Consider the following 24,916-nt stretch of genomic DNA (forward strand, 5'->3'; position numbering starts at 1 on the left):
AACAAAACAATGTAGCCATTTGTGCAATTTTTCTATTAATCCAACCAATAATATTGTATTCTGAATTAGCAATAGCTGCTATTGTTATTATTCTATCCAACCTATTATAAGGAGGCGTTATGTTTCCAGAATACCGAGAAATCATTTCTAAATTAAAAAATACTGATTTACGTTTTCAAAAATTATTCGATCAACATAATGAGTTAGATCAAAAAATTAAAAATATTGAGTCTGGCATTATTGTCAATACGACCGAAACTATAGAGGCATTAAAAAAGCAAAAACTTAAAATTAAAGACGAAATTTATGAAATTTTAAGAAAAGCGTCTGATACTCATTTAAACTTATAATTGAGCACAGTTCATCACGAATTGAAAAAATAGACTTTTATTATATTAAACGATTAAATAAAAACCCCAATAGTTTGGGGGTTTTTATTATATGTAAACTTAATTCATTGCACTAATTATTTAGCTTGTAATTGCTGCTGTGTCTTTTTTTGTTTTCGGCTTTTAATTAACATTATTAAATTTTTATGTGGTGTTTTCATAGATTATTTCCTTTTAGTTATAATTATAGGGCTAATAAAGTAGTTTTTAATACGATTTTATTATATGAGTTTTAAAATCGCTAAGCGATGTTAACATCGCCTAGCTGTTTCTAACAATTAGAACCACTGACCAAAACGTTTGATATAAATACGTTTCATCAATTGTGCAACACAGCAATAGCTAAACAAGGTTGCTAAAAGCCATGGAAAGTATGACCACGGTAATGGCTGTAATCCAATTAATCCACCCAATGGAGAAAACGGGATATAAATACCCACAGCCATAATTAACAAGGTCATCACAATCACAGGAAATGCAGCTGTGCTTTGCACAAATGGAATTTTTTGTGTTCTCAGCATGTGCACAACCAAAGTTTGTGACAACAACCCTTCAATAAACCAGCCTGAATGAAATAGTGATTGCGCTTCAACACTGTTAGCACTAAAAACAAACCACATTAGTGCATAGGTTGTAATATCAAAAATAGATGATGTTGGTCCAATCCAAATCATAAAACGTTTAATATTTAGCGCATCCCATTTACGCGGTTTTTGTAAAAACTCATCATCCATTTTGTCCCATGGTAATGAGAGTTGTGAAATATCATACAGCAAGTTTTGAATTAGTAAATGTATTGCTAGCATAGGTAAAAATGGTAAAAACGCACTAGCAACTAATACTGAAAAAATATTGCCAAAATTCGAGCTCGCTGTCATGTTTAAATACTTCATGATATTGCCGAAAGTTTCACGTCCACATATTACACCTTCTTCTAATACCATTAAGCTTTTTTCAAGCAGGATAATATCTGCGGATTCTTTGGCAATATCCGTTGCGGTATCAACCGAAATACCAACATCCGCATCACGTAATGCTGGTGCATCATTAATACCATCACCTAAAAAGCCAACGGTATGTCCGTTTTCTTGCAATAATCGAATAATTCTTGATTTTTGCAACGGCGTTAATTTAGCAAAAATAGTATGTTGCTCGATTTGTATTTTCAGTTCAGTATCGTCCATTTTTTCAACTTCAGTGCCTAGCAACGGAACACCTGGTTCTAAACCGACTTCGCGACACACTTTAATGGTGATAATTTCGTTATCGCCTGTTAATACCTTAACTCCCACACCATGTTCACTTAATGCCGAAATGGCTTCAAGCGCACTTTCTTTTGGTGGATCTAAAAAGGTTAAAAAACCACGAATTGCTAATGCGGTTTCGTCTTGTACTGTGTATTGCGCTTTTGTATCGCTAGCGGGAATATCCTTAACACCCACAGCTAAAACTCTAAACCCCTCTTTGTTATAATCATGAGCTAAGGCAATTAACGCTTGTTTGCGGTTGTCATCTAAAGGTAAATATTCACCATTTTCATAAACATAACTGGCTATAGATAACATTTCTTCAACTGCGCCTTTACAAATCATTAAATGGTTATCACCACCATTTTGTACAACAACTGATAAACGGCGACGCACAAAATCAAACGGTAATTCATCAATTTTTTTATATAAACCGACCCCAACCCTTTTCATATTGGTCTTTTCTTCAGTAAAACGAATGATCGCTTTGTCCATCAAGTTTTTCATACCGCTTTGATAATAGCTGTTAAGCCAAGCAAGTTCTAAAACCGATGAATCAACTTGACCATTGATATCAAGATGATGTTCTAAAATGATTTTATCTTGTGTTAAAGTGCCAGTTTTATCGGTACATAAAATATCCATTGCGCCAAAATTTTGAATGGCATTTAACCGTTTAACAACCACTTTGCGCTTTGCCATGCCAACGGCACCTTTTGCTAGATTGGCACTCACAATCATTGGTAACATTTCAGGCGTTAAGCCAACAGCTACCGCTAAAGCAAAAAGTGCAGCATCACCCCAATCATTTTTTGAAAAACCATTAATAAAAAAGACGATTGGCACCATAATTAACATAAATCGAATAAGTAACCAGCTAACACTATTAACCCCTCGATCAAACGAGGTTTCAGCACGAGATCCTACAATCGATTTTGCTAATGATCCAAAATGTGTATCAGCGCCAGTCGCAACGACAATAGCCGTCGCAGTGCCACTTACGACATTAGTTCCCATAAAACAGATGTTATTTACATCAAGTAAATTATCTTTACTAATATTGGATGCTTCAATATTATCAGTTGTTTTTTGCGTAACTGCACCTAATGTATCGTACTTTTCAACAGGAATTGATTCACCCGTTAAAACAGCTTGGCTAACAAATAAATCTCGCGACTCAATCAATCGAATATCCGCTGGGATCATGTCACCAGCAGATAAATAAACAATATCACCGGGAACAATTTCACTTAATGGAATTTCAATGCGTTCTGGGCTTATATCTTTATGTGCACGGCGCAATACGGTCGCTGTTGTGCGAATCATTGACTTTAACGCTTCAGCAGCTTTATTTGATCTAAATTCTTGCCAAAAACGTAATAACCCACTTAGTGACACCATTGTTAGAATAATAATAATCCCTGTTAAATCCGTTTCTTCGCCATTTTGCAAAGGCAACCAGAAATCAGTCACAAAACTAACAGAGGCCAACGCTAATAATACAAATATAAATGGGTTATTAAATGCCATTAATAATTGTACTAAAATTGAGGGGGCTTTTTCTCGTGCGACTTCATTTTTACCGTATTTTTCAATTCTTGATTTTGCATTTTCTTGCGTTAAACCTGAAAGGCTTGATTGAAATTTAGATAAAATACTATCGAGGCTACTTTGAGCTTCATTGATAGCTTTGATATCTACACTATTTTGTATTTTATGTTGTGATGTATTTTTTGTCATCTTACGTACCTATATTCATAATTTTGGCAAAAGTATGCCTACTCATTGTTGCCAAGTAACGATAAGTAATTGAATTTTGTGATAAGCTAAAATTTAGTGCATAACAAAATTAGCCCATAAGCTATTTTTTGCAGCTAACTTGTGCTGCTAATTTGTACAGCCAATGCTGAGCATTAAATTAGCCAATAGAATTAATTAAGAATTTAGATACAACTCGGTGGTTCTAAGTGTTTTTCTGAAAGGTGTAAAACACGCAGTATTAAGCCTTGCGCGCATTGATGTTTTGAATTTGTGTGATAGCGTGTAAAAAAATGCATATCGTTCACCGTTACCGTTTTATCAATTTCGGTTTGTGAACTGAAAAAATGATGATTCAGACAGGTTCATTAACCGATAATGATGTGTTTAAATTTATCGCCCCTCATTTTGGGGTGATCCGATTGAGTGTCCATATTTCTCCTGTAAATTGAACTCTACACTTTGTATTTCAACTTTTCTTTACTCTTATTTTTAACTTATGTAATAGCTAAAAAGAAAGAAAAGCTTAAAAGGCGGGGGAATTTATACGCCTTTAGCAAACAGATGTCAACCCATAAAATAGCAAAAGGACGGCATTTACTAAAAAACAACACTTATGGGCTTTTTTATTTACATTATGATATAGAATCGATACCGCTCTTATCCAATATAAGTTACAATTACACTACGATAAATTAACGAGAATATGTTAAATGAACCCTTCTGAATTACTTTATGCTAACTGGTTCAATTTGGTAATTATCTTTGTTCTGTCTTTGGTTGCATTTATCTACAAAAAACGGACTAAAAATGAAAATTTTGATAATATCATTAAGTATGCAGATATTTTAGAAAAAGTACCTCACTCAAAATATCAAATGGATTATTTAAATAACATCAAAAAGAAACTTATTTGGGAAAAAGTCTGCTTTTATAAATCAGGCAGTATCAACAAAGAAAATATTGCTATTTCATTAATTAATGCTGATGCCCATAATCTAATTAAACTCACCCAATTAGATTTATTAACGCAATATTTTAAAATCGAAAACACACACATTACACCACTTAAACCATATTTAATTACAGAAGTGTTATTTAGTGGCATTGCCTTTGTGTTGGCATTTATTATACTGCTTGCTAACATTATTACTATGCTAAGCTCACCTTGGGTAATTGATATCATTATTGCTACTTTGACAGTCTTTATCATTGTGACCGCGCTGTTTCTTTTTGCTGTAGATCCCATAAAACGATTCAAAACCTACCTTTTTATTCTAAAAGACAACGCTTTTTTACAAAGAGCAAACGATGAGCTGGCGAAAATAATTGAAGATAAAAATTGTTAATTAAATGATTAATAACACTTTTATTATCAACTTGATAAACATTTCTATCCCTTTTTCTATTTTTATAAAATAATTAACCCAATTGCTAGCACTTTTTATATTTAAGGTAAATAATCGAAAAAAGACAAAGACTAATAAGCAATAATACCGGTTCGACAAAAAACGATGCTTATTAACTAAAAATGCCTATGACATAGCGCCAAGTAAACTTGTTAAAAAACAACAAAAAGCAGTCAGAAAAACCATTGATTTTATTGAAGTTTTTTGAGAGCACTCTTTTTGCTAATCATTTATAACATTTTGTTTTTTAACAATGAAAATAGGGTGAATGGATATTTTTTAGAAATATAAAAACCACGCTAACTCTCTTTTTCTTCTTGGTTCCAATAGATTTTTCGTCCAAATCCCAATAAATTACTGGTCATCTTTACACGTTGTAACTGTAATGACCAAATTGGTGCTTTTATTATTCTAGCAAACGGAAATGCTTGATAATATTGTGCATAAGCGTGCTTGGCCTGTTCTTTTTGTAATTGTATTGCTTGAGCTTGAAATTGGATGCCTTGAATTTGGGCAACCGTTTTAGGTGTCACACTAATTGTGCCTGCAACTTGTGGGCAAGTTAACATGGCTTTAGCATGTTCAGTTTTTAATTCGGAAAGGAGATACAAGCACATTACACGTTCATCAAAGACATAAAAGGCATTACATGCCCATGGTTTGTTGTCTGGCAAGATGACGTGAAGCGATAATACATGATGCTTTTTGATGAATTTAATAATTCTAGGATCCGTTTGCATATTTTCTGGACTCGATTGACATTATTCAGGTTTAACGTTAAGGTGCAGATCTTCACCCCAACGAGGTAGCGATGGAACGTCCATGCCAAACAAATCAAGCGCCCTAACTACACTGTGGGTGATCATGTCATCAATACTACTAATATGCTGATAAAGTGCTGGCACGGGTGGAAATATCACGCCCCCCATTAATGTGACTAATTCCATATTTTTAATATGCCCCAAATGAAGTGGTGTTTCTCTAATCATTAAGACTAACCGACGTCGCTCTTTTAATACGACATCAGCAGCACGAGTCAGTAAATTATCTGACAAGCTATTAGCAATCGCCGATAATGAACGCATTGAGCAAGGAGCAACTAGCATGCCGATTGTTTTATAAGAGCCACTAGCAATTGCAGCACCAATATTGTTAATGGAATGCACTTTATCTGCAAGTGCTTCAATTTGTTTTATATTCATGTTAGGAACTTCGTATGCACTTGTTATTTGTGCTGCTTTAGAAATAACAAGATGAGTTTCGATGTCCATTGGTTTTAATAGCTCTAAAGCTTTTATTCCATAAGCAATTCCTGTTGCACCACTAATGCCAATTATTATTCGACGCGTTGTCATGTCTATTCCTGTATTAATATCCAATTGCGATAAAATCATTAATTTAAACAGTCAACTTATAACATTATACTGCTCATAACAAGCGATATTAAAGCCAGCTATCAAGGAAGTGACTATACCCTATATATGCGTAGCGAATCAAGTAGACAGCAGGTTATTCTTAGCTTTATTGATACATTGATAATAAATAAATTAAGAAGCGGAGGTTAAGTTATTAAGCGGTTATTGATGGCTACCAATATAAGATTTTGGCAGCCATTTTTAGTGATTTATTCTTTAGCCATGGGTTCATTAACAACTTTGGTTTGTTGGTTACCTTGAATAGCCTCGATTTTTTTTGCATATTTTGTTACATCATCTTTATTCGATAATAAACTATAAGTTAAGGTAAACTCTGCGCTTTGTCCTGGCTCAAGTTGTCGAACACGTTTTTGTTCACGCTCAATAGTTACAGGATAAGCAAAGCTAGTACCTGGCTCTAAACCGGTGACATAACCTTGCTTCAGTGTGTCGGTGTTTTTCCACAACGAAAGGACAGGCAACTGTTTAATATTATAAGCAATACCAGCGGCTTTATCGCCAGCTTTGTTAGTTACCATTACTTGAGTTTGACCGTTGCTATCAGCGAAAGGATACACATTAAATACCATTTCATCAAAGCCTTTTGTTGGTCCTAAATAAGTTTGCCATGTGTTTAAACCATTTTTAGCATAATCGTTAAATGGTGAGATTTCTTTTACTGGCGCAACAAACTGTGCACCTTCTTCAAGAATTGGCGTACCAAAATTGCTATGGTAGATAATTTGGTAATCGCGTGCATAATCACTTTTATTAGTCACCACATCATGCACGGTAAACTCCCTACTTCCTGGTACATAGCTAAGTGATGCCCACGTTTCTAGGTGACTTTTTTTGAACGTATTTTCTTTGATTAAACCTTTCACTGTAATAGTGTATGGTGCTTTATCAGCAATATCCACCATTAATTTAGATACCGGCGTGTTTTGTGCACGACCATGGAGTGTATACATCATACCATCAGCTTGCGTCGCATGACCTGTCCACTCAAAACCACAGCGCACCATCATTTCGTTAAAACCATCTAGCCAACCTATGCCTCCACGACTTTCTAAATTGATATATTTGGGGTGAACAATTTCATTTACTGGCGAATCCCAGCCCATACGCACACCATCACCAACAACCGACAAAATACCTAATCCTCGAGTTGGGCTTAATTTAATCGTGAAGTTATCACTAGAAATAGTTAAAACTTCAGTACCATCTTGTTTACCACCTTTAAGCACGGTATTTTCAATAGTAAACGTTTTACCTTTTACACCTAAAGCTTGACTTGAAATCGACCAATTCCCTTTAGCAAGGCCGTTTTCATTATCAGTCAATACAAATTCTTTCGCATTGGCATGATAACTAGCCAAACTAAGTAGCACTGCTAATGAAACAATTTTGATTTTCATGGTAAGACCTCATCGTTAATAAGTTAATACTGAATCGTTTCAGTCAATATGACATAAAAACCGAAGAAGCAATAAAAGAAAATGGCAAAAATGAGAGGTCATTCACACTTTTTTAGCATCAAATAAATCAACCTATAAACGTAATTTATTGACTTAAAATCAGTGTGAAATGTTTAGAATATCAGTTTTTAGGCCTAATTTGCCCAACCTTCCAGTGTTTTCGGCACACTGAATGGTATTCGCTATCACCCAGATGAATGGAATTGCCAAATTTAACAATTTGACCATCTTGCCCTTCTAATAAAATCATGGTGGCTTTTTTTCCACACCAGCATACGGTTTTAAGCTCTCTAAAATTGTCGGCAATTTCAAGTAGCGTTTTAGATCCTTCAAACAGATGCCCCATATAATCGGTTTTAATACCAAAGAACATAATTGGGACGCTATATTCATCACACACATCAGAGAGCTTCCAGATGGTGTTGCGCGATAAAAACTGACTTTCATCAATCAATATGCAGGCATATTGATTTTGTTTGATATGCTCAATGATGGCATCAACAGTTGTGTCATCAAGCAGTAATGCTTTTTTGCGTAATCCTAAGCGAGAGACAATTTCGACAGCCGAATCACGTGTATCAACCGATGACTTAAGTAGTAATGTTTGCATATTATTACTTAAGTAGTTGTGATCAATTTGTAGTAGTTCGGTAGATTTTCCGGCATTCATTACGCCATATATATAATAGATCTTAGACAAAATAACGCTCTCAAAATAAAAACAATGAATAAAAATAATGAATAAAAGCTGTGATGTAGGTAATAAAAAAGGTAAGTTAAATAACCTACCTTTTTTAACTTTAAGAAATAATTATTTTGCTTTACCTTGGTTTGCAACAGCCGCTTGTTTTGCAGCGATTTCATCAGCATTACCGAGATAATAGTGTTTAATGACTTTCATATTGTCATCAAATTCATACACTAACGGCACCCCAGTTGGGATGTTAAGCTCAATGATATCATCATCACTGATGTTGTCTAAATGTTTTACTAGTGCACGCAGTGAATTACCGTGAGCGGCAATAATAACACGCTCACCTTTAGCTACGCGTGGCGCAATTGTTGATTCCCAATAAGGAAGTACACGTTTAATAGTCAATGCTAAACTTTCCGTTAATGGTAATTCTGCTTCAGGTAAGTTGCTGTAGCGTGAGTCATGCCCAGGAAAACGTTCATCTGATTTTTCAAGTGCAGGAGGGGTAATGGCAAAACCACGACGCCATAATTTTACTTGCTCATCGCCATATTTTGCTGCGGTTTCTGCTTTGTTTAAACCTTGTAATGCACCATAATGGCGTTCATTTAATTTCCAACTTTTTTCAACGGGTAACCATGCTTGATCAACTTCGTCTAGAACGTGCCATAATGTGTGAATAGCGCGTTTTAATACTGAAGTATAAGCATAATCAAATGTGAAACCTTCTGTTTTTAGTAATTTACCCGCTTCAGCAGCTTCTTTATTGCCTTTATCAGATAAATCAACGTCAGTCCAACCACAAAAACGGTTCTCTTGGTTCCAAACACTTTCTCCATGTCGAATTAACACTAATTTTTTTACAGCCATGAGTATAACTCCTTTATTACGTATAATTAAATTTTAAGTGTATTTGGTTTATAGGCAAGTGGTATATGCAACCATGCCTGCCTATTTGTTTTGAATTAAAATGCTTAATTCAAAACATTTATTTTCTTGGTAAGTATTTTAATGGATCAACTGATTGCGCTTTATATCGAATTTCAAAGTGTAACCTAACCGACGAAGTGCCCGTAGCCCCCATTGTAGCAATTTGTTCACCTGCACGCACCGCTTGCTGTTCTTTTACTAATATAGATTGATTGTGCGCATACGCTGTTAAATAATCATCATTATGTTTAATAATAATTAAATTACCATAACCGGGTAATGAATTGCCCGAATAAACAACACGCCCATCAGCCGCCGCCATGACTTTAGCCCCAACTGAGCCTGATATATCAATACCTTTACTTGTATTTGAGAATTTTTCAACAATCTTACCCCGTGCTGGCCATTGCCATGAAATATTAGCCACATTCACTTTTGAGGTACGAGTTGGTATAATGTCAGAAGAACTATCTAACGGCTCAGTAATAGTTTCCGTCTTTTCGATTGTCGTTGGTTGTTGATTTTTATCTGTTTTGGTAATCGAAGTCGTTGTTGTTTTAGTGATCGTTGGTCTCGTTTTAGCTTGCCCCATTGCGATAGTAGTATTACTGCTATTAACTTTATTAGATGTTGCTGGGTGTGTAGTGGTTTTTTGGGTTACGACAACTGTACCACCACTAACATCTAGCACTTGCCCAACATTAACGGCAAAGGGTTCTTTGATATTATTTTTAGCCGCTAGTGAACGGTAATCGTTACCTGTTACCCACGCAATATAAAACAATGTATCCCCACGTTTTACAGTATAAGTATCGCCTTGATATCCACCTTTAGGTATTTCGTCATAATTACGGTTATAAACAATACGCTCGTTGCTAATTACCGTATCATTACTGTTAGCACTGCTTATAGAATGAGTGTCGTTAGCGGTATTTGTATTGGACGTTGTCGTTTGTCTTGATGAAGGTATAGAAGAGGCTCTACCACCCGTTGAAATATTCGCAGGTGGTTTGGTGTAAACAGAAGACGTTGATGCTCCACCTGCTCCCGAAATATCTTCAATTTCGGCTTGCTCGGTTTGAGTACAAGCAGCCGCTAACAAACTTAAGCAACTTAATGTCAGTATTTTTTTCAAAGCAACACCTTTCATTCTCGAATTTCATTTTTAGTTATTTTATGCAAAATACTATTTTCAGCACATATGGGGGATATTTGCACATTTTAGCGTTTTTATAGTAAAAAGCTATTATATTGATTACTTATTAAGTAAATCAATAATTTTATTTAGTTCTTTATGATTTTAGTTAATATTTAGCTTGTCAGCATATCATTTTCATAAAAATAACGATGCATACTCAAATTAATTGAACCTGATACGATTCACTTTTAATTTAGGTTAACCACTTTATCAACTAAGACTGCACACGCATATTGTTGCCATAAGCAAATTCTAGTCATAAGCAAGTTATTTTAACTTATATTTGTTAACTAATTTACTTAGACTAGTTGAATTTATTTTGAAAGTAGTGAGTATATACAATAAAATGAGGTTTCGTACAGTATCTTTACTATCTTTCTATAAAAATTTAATGTGATTAAAAATAATGACTTTATATATTGTTGCTACCCCCATCGGAAATTTAGATGATATTACGCTTAGAGCGATCGATATACTTAAAAGCGTCGATCTTATTGCGGCTGAAGATACGCGTCATAGTGGCTTACTTTTACAACATCTTGGAATTAAAGCGAAGCTGTTTGCTTTGCATGATCATAATGAACAAGAAAAATCCAATATACTTATCGAGAAACTCAAATCAGGGTTATCCATTGCGTTGATTTCCGATGCAGGTACGCCATTAATTAACGATCCAGGATATCATTTGGTTAAAGCATGTCACGAAAATGGCATTAAAGTCGTACCAATTCCTGGCGCTTGCGCTGCGATAACAGCTCTATGTGCTTCAGGATTACCGTCAGATAAGTTTATTTATGAAGGTTTTTTACCCGCTAAAACTAAAGCACGCCAAGATTACCTTACCCATTTATTAGACGAACCACGCACAATCATCTTTTATGAATCGACTCATCGCTTATTAGACACGCTTAATGATATGCAAACTATTTGGGGTGCTGATAAGCCAATTATTTTGGCTAAAGAGCTAACCAAAACGTGGGAAACTATTGTCAGTTTTAAGGTTAATGAGTTGATAAATTGGTTAAATGAAGATCCTGCCCGCCAAAAAGGTGAATTTGTGTTAATCGTGCAAGGCCATACAAAATCAGAGGAAGATATTGATCCAAAGGCGATTGGTACTCTTAAACTATTGCAAAAAGAACTGCCATTAAAAAAAGCAGCAGCTATTACCGCTGAAATATATGGACTTAAAAAGAATCAACTTTACCAAATCGGTTTGAATACAGAACAATAACTAAATGACTAAGTGGGTGGGTTATGGCCAGTATACAGCAAATATTAACTTGGTAATAAACTAAGCTTGGTAATAAACAATAAATAGTAACTGTTAATTTGTTTAATTCCTCGTGGATTTATCGCTAAGAACATTGGCATAAATAGCACAATTTAGTATATAATCTCCCCTTATTTTTAAGACATTTATGATAAAAGGTAACAAACAATATGGGATTTAAATGTGGTATCGTCGGACTACCTAATGTGGGTAAGTCAACGCTTTTTAACGCACTAACTAAAGCTGGCATTGAAGCGGCTAACTTTCCGTTTTGTACTATCGAGCCAAACACTGGGGTTGTGCCGATGCCCGATCCACGTTTAGATGAACTGGCAAAAATTGTAAAACCACAACGTACATTGCCAACTACTATGGAATTTGTTGATATTGCAGGTTTAGTTAAAGGTGCGTCGAAAGGTGAAGGTTTAGGTAATCAATTTTTAGCTAATATTCGTGAAACTGAAGCCATTGGCCATGTTGTACGTTGTTTTGAAAATGATAATATCATTCACGTCGCTGGCAAGATCGATCCGGCTGAAGATATCGAGATTATTAATACTGAACTTGCCCTATCCGATCTTGAAGCTTGCGAACGTGCAATAACGCGCCTACAAAAACGTGCCAAAGGTGGCGATAAAGAGGCCAAATTTGAATTAGAAATCCTTGAAAAATGCTTACCACATTTAGAGCAAGGTAAAAAATTGTTGCAACTTGATTTAAGTAAAGAAGAGCTTGATGCAATTAAATACCTAAGCTTTTTAACCCTAAAACCAACCATGTATATCGCTAATGTGAATGAAGATGGTTTTGAAAACAATCCTTATTTAGATAAAGTCAAAGCCATTGCTGAACAAGAAAAGGCCATAGTTGTACCTGTATGTGCCGCAATTGAAGCCGAGCTTGCTGAGCTTGATGATGCTGATCGTGACGAATTTATGCAAGATTTAGGGTTAACAGAACCTGGTCTAAACCGCGTGATTCGTGCAGGATATAGTTTGCTTAATTTACAAACGTACTTTACAGCAGGTGTTAAGGAGGTTCGAGCATGGACAATTTCAGTTGGCGATACAGCGCCACAAGCAGCAGGTAAAATTCATACTGATTTTGAAAAAGGGTTTATTCGCGCTCAAACTATCGCTTTTGAAGATTTTATTAAATACGGCGGTGAACAAGGTGCAAAAGAAGCAGGCAAAATGCGCGCTGAGGGTAAAGATTATGTCGTGCAAGATGGCGATATTATGAACTTCTTATTTAATGTATAGCTAATGATTTGACGTCGCCTTTTGGCGACGTTGTTATATTAGCAATCATAAAGATCAATTCAATCTTGATAAAAAAGTGATTTTTACTAAAACAGATACATTTCCTGAAATTTCTTAGCAAGATCAAATAATAGCTTCATAAACATAAGGAAGGCATACTTTTATGTTACTCACATTTCAACAAGCCAAACAGCAAATGCTTCAACGCGCATCAGCCATAAAATCACTCAATTGCGAAAAAGTTTCTTTGTTAGATACATTAGGACGTATCACTGCAAAGCCGGTAATGTCGCCGATTAATGTGCCAAGCTTTAATAACTCAGCGATGGATGGGTATGCCGTTAGATTATCCGATGTTAATCAATCTAAATTATTACCTATAGCGGGCATTATTTTAGCTGGCGATGATATAAGTAATCTTAATTGGCCACAAGGTACTTGTTTACGTATTATGACTGGAGCACCCGTACCTAATGATGCTGATGCCGTAGTGATGCAAGAACAGACCGAAAAATCGGAGCTAGGTATCACTTTTTTAAATGAGGTAAAAGTTGGCGATAATATCCGCCGTATGGGCGAAGATATAAAAAAAGACACTGCCGTTGTGAGTAAAGGAGAAAAATTAACCATCCCTATACTATCAACCCTTGCGACATTAGGCATTAGTGAAGTTTTGGTTTTTAAAAAACTGAAAGTAGCTATCTTATCAACAGGTAATGAATTAACGCCAATTGGTGAGCCTTTAGCTGGTAATAGTGCTATTTATGATAGTAACCGTTTCACGCTAAAATTATTATTAACTGAGCTTAACTGTGACATTGTCGATCTTGGTATCATTTCTGATGACCCTGCTCAAATCAAACAAGCGTTGATAGCCGCATCGAACCAAGCTAATTTAGTCATCACCAGCGGTGGCGTTTCTGTGGGCGATGCAGATTATACTAAAGTGGCTTTAGAAGCGCTTGGCAAAATCAGCTTTTGGAAAATTGCGATGAAACCTGGCAAGCCTTTTGCCTTTGGCAACATTGGCGAGGCGCTATTTTGTGGTTTGCCCGGCAATCCAGTTTCAACCTTAGTGACTTTTTATCAATTAGTACAACCACTAATTTTAGCGCTTTCAGGGGTTGAAGCACCAGCCATTGATTTAACCTTTAAAGTAAGCACTGCAACCAATCTTAAAAAGAGCCTTGGTAGAGTAGACTTTCAACGTGGTATGTTACAAATAAATGCACAAGGTGAGTTAGAAGTTAGCACAACAGGTCAGCAAGGATCGCATATGACACAATCATTTAAGCAAGCTAATTGTTTTATTGTGCTTGAACAGGATCGTGGTAATGTCAGCAAAGGGGAGCAGGTAACGGTTGAGCTGTTTAATCGTTTACTAAAGTAAGCGTGGTTTAAATACCCATTTGCATTATTTACCATAATAGTCATGCACATTTATTATGTGTATGATTTAGTTGTGTAAATAGGTGGTATGTAACATTATGAACATATCGTTATATTGGTTTATTACTATATAACGGTATAACCCGCTGGCAGATAATAAGTTGAGATATAATTAAAATAGTGCAACTAATATCGCGCCTACGGCAATCATAGCAACCCCTACACCAGCTAATAGCGAAACCTTTTCACCGAATAAAATAGCAGCAAATACAACAGCAAAAACTACGCTTAACTTGTCAATTGGCGCAACTTGCGATACTTTGCCCTCTTTAATCGCCATAAAATAAAATAGCCAAGATAGCGCACCGGCAATGCCACTCAGTGCAATAATAAATAACGCCTTTTTATCATTAAAAAACGTGTTGATAAGGCTTAGTTTACCTTGAACAGCAACCACCCCAACTAAAAAAATAGCCATGACAATAGCACGAATTGCAGTTGCTGTGTTTGCATCAAGGTACTGTAAACCGATTTTTCCTAAAATAGCTACGCATGCCGCAGTAATAGCGGAAAGTAGCGCATAAATAAGCCACGCACTCATATTAGTATTTATCGATTTTAAATAGGTATTGTTGATTGTTGGAATTCGTTTCACATTGTTGTGATTTACTCATCACCCCACGACAATCTTCTAAAACACCGTGAGCTTTTGACCAATGATAAGTTTTACCTTCGTCGTTTTTACCTCCACATCCAACTAATGCCAAGCTAAACATCAAACAAGACAAACCAATAACCATAGCTTTCATTTCATTCTCCTTTTTTGGGCAAACGCATTAAATATTTAACAGCATTGCTGTTTTTTTTATGGGAATTATTTTAATTCAGAATGAATGTGATTAATAGCTAAAGTACCACCTATTTTTAATAGATTAAAGTGGCGGTTTGCTTTATATTCATTTAATAACTGGCACGGTTCATCTAATGGCTCGTCAGCTAATTCAAATGCTCCCCAATGAATAGCTATGGCTGAATGGCATTGTAATTCATCGTACAGTTGCACAGCTTGCTTGGGGTCAATATGCTGTGATTTCATATACCAACGTGGCGCATAAGCACCAATAGGTATTAATGCCAAATCAATTGAAGGAAAACGCCTAGCAATCTCTTTTAATTCAACACAATAGCTAGTATCCCCCATAAAATAGACTGTTTTTGTTTGATTAGCAATCTTAGATTGGATCATCCAACCACACCATAATGCTTTATTCACATCAAACAATCCTCGATTGCTCCAGTGTACAGCTGGGGTAGCAGAAAAAGTAAGCCCATCAATAGTTTTACAATCCCACCAATCTAATTCAATAGTGTTCTTAGCCCCCCACTTTAGTAATGTTCTTTTTAAACCAAGCGGAACCATAATGACAACATGAGGGAAACGAGCCAATAATTGCTGAATACTTTGAGAATCAAGATGATCATAATGGTTATGTGAAATAACAATAAAATCAATCTGCGGCAATTGTTCAATATCTAAAGCTGGCGGTGTTCGCCGTTTAGGTCCTATGAATTGCGAAGGTGAAGCCCGCTTAGAAAAGATAGGATCAGTTAAAATCATCTTACCGTTTAAACGAATCAATGTTGTTGAGTGGCCAATCCACCAAACTCTATCATCAGGTAAACTGAGATTGATTGGCTCAAACCATGTTTGGTTAAAAGTATGATAACCTACTTTAGGTGGTAACACTTTACGCTTAAAACGCCAACGTAAAAACTCGCCAATTTTAATTTTAAAAGATGCATCATGTTTAAACCCTTTAGCAGTATGATGTTTTTTTTGAGTCGTTAAATCTTGTTTTTGATCATCCATCCTGATAGCCTTCTTTGACAATCAATTTAGTTTAGTAATTTGCTGTTCGTTCAATAATTACAGCAACATTCCGAGCATTTGCTATTGCTGTTGGTTTAGATACTTTAACTTTCAACCAATTAACAGAAAATTGTTTAATAATCATTTCAGCGACTCGCTCTGCTACACATTCAATCAGCTCAAATTTCGAAGATTGAATAAAGTGTGTTATCGTTTGGCTAACCTCAAAATAGTCTAAACAAAGCGATACATTATCGCTTTCGCCAGCAGGTTTATTATCCCATGCCATTTCAAGATCAAGAACTAGCTTCTGCTTGATGGTCTTTTCCCAATCATAGACGCCGATGGTTGTTAGAACAGTTAATCCTTCAATCAGTACCCTATCTTTGCTGTATGTATTCATACCCGATTCCAAATGCCTAATTACATTAAATAGAGATTACCGAATCTTGTTAAATTACGCTATAATTTATTTTAAATAATACTAAATATCCGTAATTATGACTCGAATTTTTCAACCTTTTATTATTGAGCAAAATAGCCTTATTACCTTGGATGATAATGCGTTTAACCACCTTATTCGTGTATTACGAATGAAGGTCGGTGAAAAAATTATCTTATTTGATGGATCTAATCATATTACCCCTGCGATTATTCATGAAGTCAATAAAAAATCGGTTACAGTCAAAACAGCTTCGTCCATTTTAGATAATCGCGAATCGCCATTAGAGATCCATTTGGGGCAAGTGATATCACGCGGCGAAAAAATGGAATTTACTATTCAGAAATCGGTTGAGTTAGGTATCAGTAGTATAACGCCACTACTTTCTGAACGTTGTGGGGTTAAGCTCGATACCGAAAGATTAGATAAAAAAACACAACAGTGGCAAAAAATTGTGATTTCAGCTTGTGAACAGTGTGGACGCAATATAATACCTGAAATCAAACCTGTCATGAAATTAGAAAACTGGTGTGCAAGTTTAACGCAAGGATTAAGACTCAATTTACATCCTAAAGCTAAGCACGGCATAAAACAATTAGCCAATGAGCATAAAAAAATTTATTTATTGATTGGGCCAGAAGGTGGATTGTCTGACAATGAAATTAGCATGACGCATGACTATCATTTTACAGATATTTTACTCGGACCAAGAGTGTTACGAACAGAAACCGCTGCGCTCACAGCGCTTACCGCATTACAAGTGCACTTAGGCGATCTTGGATAAACACAGCAAAATGTAGCCGATAAGTAATGATTACTTTGCAACTGGCTTAGTAACGAGTATGATAACAGCAAGCATTATTTTGGGTGTTGCCATTAAGCCTTGACAAAGCGCTTTAGGTAATACCTATATTTTAATATAAAAACCCAATTAAGTAGATAAAATCAGTAAGGAGTCATTATGATAAAACTGGGCATTGTAATGGACCCAATTAGTCATATCAAAATAAAAAAAGATACCAGTTTTGCCATGTTACTTGAGGCACAAAAGCGAGGGTATCAACTTTTTTATATGGAAATGAATGATCTCTTCTTACGCAATGGTGAAGCTTATGCAACAACACGGACATTAACTGTTTGTAATGATGATCACCATTGGTTCGATATGAACAATGAACAAACCATACCCTTAAGTGATCTTGATGTCATATTAATGCGTAAAGATCCCCCATTTGATACCGAATTTATTTATGCAACCTATATTCTAGAGCGTGCTGAGGCAAAAGGCGTATTAGTAGTAAATAAGCCTAAAAGTTTACGTGATTGTAACGAAAAATTGTTTACTGCATGGTTTGCAAAATTTACGCCTGAAACATTGGTTACTCGTCAAACTCAACAGATTAAATCCTTTTATCAAGAGCATAACGATATCATTTTAAAGCCACTTGACGGTATGGGTGGAGCGTCAATTTTTAGAATTAAAGCTGGTGATCCCAATGTGTCGGTTATCATTGAAACCTTAACTGAGCACAACTCACGTTACTGCATGGCTCAAACTTACATACCAGCGATAACAGACGGGGATAAACGTGTTTTGGTTGTCGATGGTGAGCCTGTACCCTATTGTTTAGCAAGAATTCCACAAAAAGGGGAAACTCGAGGTAACCTTGCCGCAGGTGGGCACGGAGAAGTAAGAGCATTAAGTGAAAGTGATTGGCATATTGCCAAAAGTATTGCCCCAACGTTAAAAGAAAAAGGCTTACTATTTGTTGGTTTAGATATTATTGGCGATAAGCTAACTGAAATTAACGTAACAAGTCCCACTTGTGTTCGTGAAATTGAGGCAAAAAAACCAAATCTTTCCATTACAGGTATGTTAATGGATGCCATTGAACGTCGATTAAATAAGTAGAGCAAAAAAATGATCAGAGAATATAAAACAGCAGATTTAGATAAAGTCATGGCTATATGGCTAGAAGGTAATGAACAAGCACATCGTTTTATTGATCCTCAATTTTTCAAACAAAATTATGAATTAGTAAAAATGCTCATTCCTATGTCGACATTATATGTTCAAGATCTTGATGGAGTAAAAGGTTTTATTGGCATAACTGAAAACTATATTTCAGGTTTATTTGTTGATGAGGCTTTTCGCCGACAAGGGACAGGTAAAGCACTCGTTGAAAAAGCAAAACAACGCCATAATGAACTGCTAGTGCATGTTTATAAAAAAAATACCGCAGCGATTGATTTTTTTCTTTCTCAGGATTTTAATATTGTATCAGAATCAATCAACGAAGAAACCGGAGAGCCTGAGCTATTAATGCGCTGTAATGTTGAGCATAAAGTTAAAATTGGTAAATGCGCGTTATAAACTATTAAAAATGTGAACATATGAATTTAAAAAATCATTTTATCATCGCTATGCCAACGATAAGCGATTCAACATTTAGTCGCTCGGTTATCTACATTTGTGAGCATAACCGCGATGGTGCTATGGGTATCACCATTAATAAACCGATATTAGAACTTAATGTATCAACAGTACTGACACGTTTAGATATAACAGCAAGCAAAAATTGTGCTGAACTGGAACAGCCCGTTTTCGCTGGTGGTCCTATTGCTGAAGAACAAGGGTTTATTTTGCACACACCACAGCAAGGTTTTTCATCAAGCATACAAATTTCTGACGATGTGATGATTACAACATCGCTTGATTTATTAAAAACTATCGGTTCTCCTGAACAACCAAAAGATATATTGCTCGCATTAGGTTATACCAGCTGGCAATCGCTACAACTCGAAGAAGAAGTAGCACGAAACAATTGGTTAGTTGCTGATACAGATCCTAAAATTATTTTTGAGATTGCCATCAATGAACGGTGGCAAAAAGCAGCAGAATCGCTCGGCATTAATATGAATACTATTTCACACCAAATGGGAAATGCATAACCAATGGCAACGATTATCGCATTTGATTTTGGCACAGCAAGTATTGGTGCGGCTATTGGCCAAGATATCACTAAAACAGCTAGCCCTTTATGCTCATTTAAGGCACGCGATGGCATTCCTAACTGGCAAACAATCGAAAAGGTCTTAAACGAGTGGAAACCCGATTTTTTAGTAGTCGGATTGCCTTTAAATATGGATGGCACAGAGCAACCACTCACTGCCCGAGCACGCAAATTTGCTAACCGTTTACATGGTATGTTTGGTTATCAAGTCCATTTACAAGATGAACGATTATCAACCGTTGAAGCTAAATCACATATTTTTGCTTCTCGCGGTTATCGAGCACTTGAAAAAGGTCATGTAGATGCGACTTCCGCAATCATTATTTTAGAAAGTTGGTTTGAAAACAATTAATTATTTTAATTAATCAATTCTTTTACCTAATAATAGATCGCCAACCAATATCATCCTTGCTAAAATAAACAGCAATTTTTTATTGGAAGGAACTTGCCGTGTCAAATAACAACTCTCTTAGTTATAAAGATGCTGGTGTCGATATTGATGCCGGCAATGAACTTGTTAATCGCATCAAATCGGTTGTAAAAGAGACCAAGCGCCCCGAAGTTATGGGGGGATTGGGTGGTTTTGGTGCGTTATGTGCTATTCCACAAAAATACAAAGAGCCAATTTTAGTATCGGGCACGGATGGCGTGGGTACTAAATTACGCCTAGCAATGGATTTAAACCGCCATGAATCAATTGGTATTGATTTAGTGGCAATGTGCGTTAATGACCTGATTGTGCAAGGTGCGGAACCTTTATTCTTTCTTGATTATTATGCCACAGGTAAACTTAATGTCGATGTTGCAGCAACAGTAGTCACAGGCATTGCCGAAGGCTGTAAACAATCAGGATGTGCTTTAGTTGGCGGCGAAACTGCCGAAATGCCAGGCATGTATCAGGGAAATGACTACGATTTAGCGGGATTTTGTGTTGGTGTAGTTGAAAAATCAGCTATGATAGACGGTAGCAAGGTGCAAGATGGCGATGCATTAATCGCATTAGCTTCAAGCGGTGCTCATTCTAATGGCTATTCGTTAGTACGTAAAATTATTGAAGTCAGTGGTGTAAACCCTGCTACTGAACAGTTAGACGGCAAACCACTTGCCGATCACTTGCTAGCACCAACTAAAATCTATGTTAAGCCCATACTTGATTTAATTGCGCAAGTTGATATCCATGCAATAGCACATATAACAGGTGGTGGTTTCTGGGAAAACATTCCTCGTGTGTTACCTGAAAATACTCAAGCGATAATTAATGAAACAAGTTGGCAATGGCCTGCTATATTTAATTGGTTACAAAAAGCAGGCAATGTTAGCCGCCATGAAATGTATCGCACCTTTAATTGTGGTGTTGGCTTAATTATTGCCATACCAAAACCATTGGTCGATAAAACAATTACCTTACTAAATAATCATGGTGAAACAGCATGGCTATTAGGTGAAATTAAACAGACTACATCAGCAGAGCGGGTAATAATAAAATAGATTTTACATTCACTTTATCTACCCAAATCTTAACATCCTCCCTACCCCCTAAAGGACGAAAATTCCTACTGAAGTTAGTTTATGCTAACTTCAGTAGGTTTCTGCTTCTGATAGCATGATGACTGCACCATTCGCATTACAGACGCTTCGGCATATCCTACCCCTAGTATATATTAAGGCACTAACCATTCATCCTCGCCAAAAAATGAACCAATGCCTTCTGTACCGCCACTTATCCAGATATAGTTAACATTAAATTCAGCTTGTTTTTGATATCACTAAAGCTAATGGTGTCTGTATCAAGTTTGTTTTGTTAGTATCTTCGGCTTCTGAAAATATTTCAACTCTTTTTAGGTAGTATTGTGACAAAAGAATTTATATTATTATTTACTATCATTTTATAAAATAAAAAATCAAATAAAATCAATGGTTTTTCTGAATTATTTTTGTAGCATAATCATCTTAAGTATGGATTTTGGCAATAGAATTAACTGTTACCTTTAGTTGATAATATAACTATCTCCTAAAACAAGCGGCTTAATTTTCTAGGTGGCTTGTGTGTTAAGTTTGGGATATTTACACAAGGCTAATTTGACAATATCATTTGCTTTATAATAAAAGCAACAAATCCAATAGTAAAAAATCAATTAAAATAGAAAGGAATATTATATGCAATGGCTTATTACAGATGAATTTAGGCAAGACTTAAAAAAATTGGTAGCACTTTTAACTAACAGTCTTGATTTACAATGGATTAATGATGTGATTGATCATTATGAATGGGATGAAGACGAAGATGAGGAATTTGAAACAGATTATTTAGTGAGTGAAGACGAACTGATCACTTTTCGCCAAGTTGAGATATTAGGCGATATATTACAACCGGAATTTATGCTACAAATCGATTGGAAAGAAAGCGTTGATGAGCTTAAATTAGGGATTGCAGATCTGTTACTCAATAATTTTGGTGTTAACCGTGTTTCGTTCCCGAATATGCGTCATTACGATAACCGCACAACTGTTTCAGGTGATGGGGTGTTAGCAGATTTTAATCGAGAACTAAAAAAACAAGGTTTTAATCTTGCTAATGTCATATCGGGGGATGACAATTTATGGATTATTGTTTACCCAACGACAGCACATAACGAAGTAGAATACCTAGTTAATCAATTGGGTAGCGAATTAGAGTAGTGGGATAAATTACTTTACAAACAGGCGTAGCATTGTTCGATCATGGCGTTAAAATGCCATCTGTACCCATTAATGGTTGTTGGTTATTTTGTAATAACTTTAATGCTTTTTCAGCATGATGTTGCTTGGGATTGACCTCAGGGTAAGTCACTGTGTGTAATTGACCGGCGTTATCATAACGATAACGGCGTGGCTGATGTCTGGTGATTTCGGCAAGCTGTCCGTTAGGATTGTAGTGATATTGCTGTTGCCAAATTGGCGTTGGCGAGGTCTGGGTGCTGATATCATAACGATGATAACGTTGATGGGCAATAAGTTGCCCTAGTAGGTCATACTGGTAACGGTTAACCAGTCCATTACCCTGACGGCGTTCACACTCTCGCCCTTGTTTATCCCAACGAAAAGCGGCTAATGGCTGATGGTCGAGTGTCATCCCCAGTAGCTGACCCTGATTGTAATGATATTCTAACCATTGCCCATCGGGCAGTTTAGTGCCATTAAGTAAGCCGGTGTTTTCATCGTAGCAATGGCGAGTTGAAGTACATTGCTAGATAGATATTTATTTATTCGGATTTATATATAAGTATCGGCTGTCTAACTTCAAATTAAGTAATTTTACAATTTTAAGTATTTTTTGATATTCTTCAGAGCTAATTTTTACGTCAAAATCTGCAATATGATCACATAATGTTTCAAAAGCTAGAATACTTTCAGAATGATTTATATAGTCAATTGCATAATCAACTATTTCAGGATCCAACCTATCTTTTAATCCGTTTCCAAATTCTTTTATACAATCATTTACTAACATAATATTTAATCCTCTTTAATTTTTCACTTGCCTACTTTTTTATAATTTTTGGGAGTAGGAGCATTATCTGGAAATGCTGTTATTACTCTTCCATTTGCGGGTTGATAAATAACTCTTATACGGACTTCATCTCTAATTTCATATGCAACCCACCTAGCTGGCTTACCTGATTTGGTATAAATACTACCAGTTCCTGTTTGAGCATACCATTGTGTATTTGGAGCAGTTGCGATATCACCTATTTCATGAACGATCTTGTCTGCAGACCAATCCTTTGGAAATGTTGTCTTACCAGGATTACCCGGATACATGTGTCCCCCACTTGTTGGTCCATCACCGTATAATATATGTTGTTTAGCTTCTGGTGATAAAATATCTACATATTTTTCATTTTCAGGAGAAATTTTTGAGCCAACCCCCTCAAACCCATTATTTTCAATCTTAATCAACCCTAACGGATCTATCCAATTTATCGGATCACCATTGACATATTGATAACTATTTAGTCCGCCTAGTATACCTAGTGGGTCTTGGGTGATATATCTGCCGGTAAATGGGTCGTAGTAACGGTTTAGGTTATAATGAAGCCCTGTTTCCTCATCATAATATTGCCCTTGGAATCTTAATGGATTATCGGGCAGGGAATCTATATCGTCCTGATGATAGGTTTCGTTTATTATCTGCCCATAGGCATTATACTGGCATTCGTAGAGCGTGTCACCTAAGCTGCCGGTAAGGGCTATGGGTGTGCCGAGGTGGTCGTTTTGATACCAGTAGAGTTTGATGTTATCTTGCTGCGCATTGCCGTGCACAAGGGCTAAGGGACGGTAAGAGTCTGGCTCGTAAAGGTAGCTTTGCCAGTGTTTATCGTTATTGGTCTCGGCAATAAGTTTATTAGACTGTGGCCTTTTCCGCGTTTTTCCACAATCAGGTTACCAAAGCAATTATACTCAAAGTATTTGCCACCAAAAAACGTTTGGGTTTATCATAATATTAACGCTAATAACATCATAGCAAATAGTTAGTTGACACAATAATGATTTAAATCTAGCAAAGTAAGCTAAGTATTAAGCTTGCCTTGCCGATTTGATATGTTAAATTGAATCTAAATTGGAACTTATTCTACAGGCTCTAATGAAACTGCCATTTCTAAAGCGATTTGATTATATTTTTGTCCGAAATTTAGCGCTGCCTGAGGTTTTAGCTCATCTAACGCATATACAATACTTGCGCTATAGCCAATCTTAAACAGCTTGGAATCTTTTTTTTTGTTGGCATAAATACCAACAGATTGAATTGTTCCATCTTCAAGTAATAAATCAAGTGTATTATTAAAATTTGAGGGATCTTGTCCTGCTACATAAGCTTTTTTTATTATTCCAGAAATAAATAATAAAGGGATTCTCCCTTGCTCAATACTATTCCACCACTCCTTTGTACCAAAAAGACCATTAGTGCCATTTAATCCAACGTAAGGCTTTGTATGATCAAGTGTTAAAGCTTGAGTCAAAGAAGCATATTCTGGATTTACTTTTAATTTTTCTGAAAGAAGGTACACCATTTTCATTGGTACTTTTGAATTTTCTAATTTTAATAGCATATTTTTACCTTTATTTTACTTTTTCAAAATGAACAATATTTTCATTAAAAATTTCTAT

Annotated in this window: 27 protein-coding genes; 12 read left to right on the forward strand and 15 right to left on the reverse strand. The window is 35.9% G+C overall.

The genetic code is table 11. From position 1 onward, the window contains the following. The first annotated feature begins 119 nt into the window (after positions 1 to 119). On the forward strand, positions 120 to 350 hold the full coding sequence (locus A9G42_RS01570; protein ID WP_065582975.1) for a YdcH family protein: 231 nt from the start codon (positions 120 to 122) through the stop codon (positions 348 to 350). Positions 351 to 667: 317 nt separating this feature from the next. On the opposite strand, the gene mgtA is transcribed toward A9G42_RS01570, so the two are convergent. After that, positions 668 to 3,376: a magnesium-translocating P-type ATPase gene (mgtA, locus tag A9G42_RS01575; RefSeq protein WP_065652445.1), complete on the reverse strand. Its 2,709-nt coding sequence runs from the start codon at positions 3,374 to 3,376 to the stop codon at positions 668 to 670. Between the two features lie 731 nt (positions 3,377 to 4,107). Between mgtA and A9G42_RS01580 the strand changes: the two genes are divergently transcribed. Then, positions 4,108 to 4,743, forward strand: coding sequence for a hypothetical protein (locus tag A9G42_RS01580; RefSeq protein ID WP_065652446.1), 636 nt, complete (start codon positions 4,108 to 4,110; stop codon positions 4,741 to 4,743). 359 nt (positions 4,744 to 5,102) lie between these two features. Here A9G42_RS01580 and A9G42_RS01585 read toward each other — a convergent pair whose 3' ends face one another. From A9G42_RS01585 to nlpD, 6 genes are all read right to left on the reverse strand, one after another. Next, positions 5,103 to 5,543: a hypothetical protein gene (locus A9G42_RS01585; RefSeq protein ID WP_065567100.1), complete on the reverse strand. Its 441-nt coding sequence runs from the start codon at positions 5,541 to 5,543 to the stop codon at positions 5,103 to 5,105. A 21-nt stretch (positions 5,544 to 5,564) separates the two neighbouring features. Further along, positions 5,565 to 6,158 (reverse strand): UbiX family flavin prenyltransferase, encoded by a 594-nt coding sequence (locus tag A9G42_RS01590; protein ID WP_065652447.1) that lies wholly within the window; start codon positions 6,156 to 6,158, stop codon positions 5,565 to 5,567. Positions 6,159 to 6,427: 269 nt separating this feature from the next. Beyond that, complete coding sequence (locus tag A9G42_RS01595; protein WP_065567102.1) at positions 6,428 to 7,636, reverse strand: aldose 1-epimerase family protein; 1,209 nt, start codon at positions 7,634 to 7,636, stop codon at positions 6,428 to 6,430. A gap of 181 nt (positions 7,637 to 7,817) precedes the next feature. Next, the gene (locus A9G42_RS01600) at positions 7,818 to 8,396 is read right to left on the reverse strand and encodes a thymidine kinase (protein WP_065567103.1); all 579 of its coding nucleotides are present in this window, start codon (positions 8,394 to 8,396) and stop codon (positions 7,818 to 7,820) included. 111 nt (positions 8,397 to 8,507) lie between these two features. Further along, a complete protein-coding gene (gene gpmA / locus A9G42_RS01605) occupies positions 8,508 to 9,260 on the reverse strand; it encodes a 2,3-diphosphoglycerate-dependent phosphoglycerate mutase (protein ID WP_065582986.1) in 753 nt (250 codons plus the stop codon). Between the two features lie 118 nt (positions 9,261 to 9,378). After that, positions 9,379 to 10,455 (reverse strand): murein hydrolase activator NlpD, encoded by a 1,077-nt coding sequence (gene nlpD, locus A9G42_RS01610; protein ID WP_218057900.1) that lies wholly within the window; start codon positions 10,453 to 10,455, stop codon positions 9,379 to 9,381. 469 nt (positions 10,456 to 10,924) lie between these two features. Here nlpD and rsmI point away from each other — a divergent pair, with 469 nt between their 5' ends. From rsmI to moeA, 3 genes are all read left to right on the forward strand, one after another. Further along, on the forward strand, positions 10,925 to 11,752 hold the full coding sequence (gene rsmI / locus A9G42_RS01615) for a 16S rRNA (cytidine(1402)-2'-O)-methyltransferase (RefSeq protein ID WP_065652448.1): 828 nt from the start codon (positions 10,925 to 10,927) through the stop codon (positions 11,750 to 11,752). A 209-nt stretch (positions 11,753 to 11,961) separates the two neighbouring features. Next, positions 11,962 to 13,053, forward strand: coding sequence for a redox-regulated ATPase YchF (ychF, locus tag A9G42_RS01620; protein WP_065567107.1), 1,092 nt, complete (start codon positions 11,962 to 11,964; stop codon positions 13,051 to 13,053). Between the two features lie 163 nt (positions 13,054 to 13,216). Beyond that, positions 13,217 to 14,443, forward strand: coding sequence for a molybdopterin molybdotransferase MoeA (moeA, locus tag A9G42_RS01625; RefSeq protein WP_065652449.1), 1,227 nt, complete (start codon positions 13,217 to 13,219; stop codon positions 14,441 to 14,443). Between the two features lie 171 nt (positions 14,444 to 14,614). Here the strand turns inward: moeA and A9G42_RS01630 are convergent, their stop codons facing one another. The 4 genes from A9G42_RS01630 to folB form a co-directional block, all read right to left on the reverse strand. Continuing rightward, on the reverse strand, positions 14,615 to 15,043 hold the full coding sequence (locus A9G42_RS01630; protein WP_065567109.1) for an EamA family transporter: 429 nt from the start codon (positions 15,041 to 15,043) through the stop codon (positions 14,615 to 14,617). A 1-nt stretch (position 15,044) separates the two neighbouring features. Continuing rightward, entirely contained in the window at positions 15,045 to 15,251 is a 207-nt protein-coding gene (locus tag A9G42_RS01635; RefSeq protein ID WP_065567110.1) for a hypothetical protein, read from the reverse strand. Positions 15,252 to 15,316: 65 nt separating this feature from the next. Continuing rightward, positions 15,317 to 16,312 carry an MBL fold metallo-hydrolase gene (locus A9G42_RS01640; protein ID WP_065652450.1) on the reverse strand — a complete coding sequence of 332 codons (996 nt, stop codon included), beginning with the start codon at positions 16,310 to 16,312 and terminating at the stop codon, positions 15,317 to 15,319. A gap of 31 nt (positions 16,313 to 16,343) precedes the next feature. Next, positions 16,344 to 16,715: a dihydroneopterin aldolase gene (gene folB / locus A9G42_RS01645; protein ID WP_065567112.1), complete on the reverse strand. Its 372-nt coding sequence runs from the start codon at positions 16,713 to 16,715 to the stop codon at positions 16,344 to 16,346. 97 nt (positions 16,716 to 16,812) lie between these two features. Between folB and rsmE the strand changes: the two genes are divergently transcribed. The 7 genes from rsmE to A9G42_RS01680 all read left to right on the forward strand — a co-directional run bounded on the left by rsmE (position 16,813) and on the right by A9G42_RS01680 (position 22,447). Further along, positions 16,813 to 17,538 carry a 16S rRNA (uracil(1498)-N(3))-methyltransferase gene (gene rsmE, locus A9G42_RS01650; protein WP_065652451.1) on the forward strand — a complete coding sequence of 242 codons (726 nt, stop codon included), beginning with the start codon at positions 16,813 to 16,815 and terminating at the stop codon, positions 17,536 to 17,538. Positions 17,539 to 17,715: 177 nt separating this feature from the next. Continuing rightward, positions 17,716 to 18,666, forward strand: a complete 951-nt coding sequence (gene gshB, locus A9G42_RS01655) for a glutathione synthase (protein WP_065652452.1) — start codon at positions 17,716 to 17,718, stop codon at positions 18,664 to 18,666. A 9-nt stretch (positions 18,667 to 18,675) separates the two neighbouring features. After that, positions 18,676 to 19,128, forward strand: a complete 453-nt coding sequence (locus A9G42_RS01660) for a GNAT family N-acetyltransferase (RefSeq protein WP_065567115.1) — start codon at positions 18,676 to 18,678, stop codon at positions 19,126 to 19,128. 20 nt (positions 19,129 to 19,148) lie between these two features. Next, entirely contained in the window at positions 19,149 to 19,706 is a 558-nt protein-coding gene (locus A9G42_RS01665) for a YqgE/AlgH family protein (RefSeq protein ID WP_065567116.1), read from the forward strand. A 3-nt stretch (positions 19,707 to 19,709) separates the two neighbouring features. Further along, a complete protein-coding gene (gene ruvX, locus A9G42_RS01670; protein WP_065567117.1) occupies positions 19,710 to 20,120 on the forward strand; it encodes a Holliday junction resolvase RuvX in 411 nt (136 codons plus the stop codon). 98 nt (positions 20,121 to 20,218) lie between these two features. After that, positions 20,219 to 21,256: a phosphoribosylformylglycinamidine cyclo-ligase gene (gene purM / locus A9G42_RS01675; protein ID WP_065652453.1), complete on the forward strand. Its 1,038-nt coding sequence runs from the start codon at positions 20,219 to 20,221 to the stop codon at positions 21,254 to 21,256. Between the two features lie 669 nt (positions 21,257 to 21,925). After that, the gene (locus A9G42_RS01680) at positions 21,926 to 22,447 is read left to right on the forward strand and encodes a DUF6630 family protein (RefSeq protein ID WP_065652454.1); all 522 of its coding nucleotides are present in this window, start codon (positions 21,926 to 21,928) and stop codon (positions 22,445 to 22,447) included. Between the two features lie 40 nt (positions 22,448 to 22,487). On the opposite strand, the gene A9G42_RS01685 is transcribed toward A9G42_RS01680, so the two are convergent. The 4 genes from A9G42_RS01685 to A9G42_RS01700 form a co-directional block, all read right to left on the reverse strand. Beyond that, entirely contained in the window at positions 22,488 to 22,880 is a 393-nt protein-coding gene (locus A9G42_RS01685; RefSeq protein ID WP_065652455.1) for an RHS repeat domain-containing protein, read from the reverse strand. Positions 22,881 to 23,006: 126 nt separating this feature from the next. Further along, complete coding sequence (locus A9G42_RS01690; RefSeq protein ID WP_065588177.1) at positions 23,007 to 23,258, reverse strand: MafI family immunity protein; 252 nt, start codon at positions 23,256 to 23,258, stop codon at positions 23,007 to 23,009. A gap of 23 nt (positions 23,259 to 23,281) precedes the next feature. Continuing rightward, positions 23,282 to 24,070, reverse strand: a complete 789-nt coding sequence (locus A9G42_RS14460; RefSeq protein ID WP_065652456.1) for an RHS repeat-associated core domain-containing protein — start codon at positions 24,068 to 24,070, stop codon at positions 23,282 to 23,284. Positions 24,071 to 24,375: 305 nt separating this feature from the next. After that, positions 24,376 to 24,858, reverse strand: a complete 483-nt coding sequence (locus tag A9G42_RS01700; protein WP_065652457.1) for a hypothetical protein — start codon at positions 24,856 to 24,858, stop codon at positions 24,376 to 24,378. Positions 24,859 to 24,916: the final 58 nt, after the last annotated feature.

The sequence above is a fragment of the Gilliamella sp. Nev6-6 genome, assembly GCF_001690605.1.
Classification (GTDB): Bacteria; Pseudomonadota; Gammaproteobacteria; order Enterobacterales; family Orbaceae; genus Gilliamella; species Gilliamella apicola_C.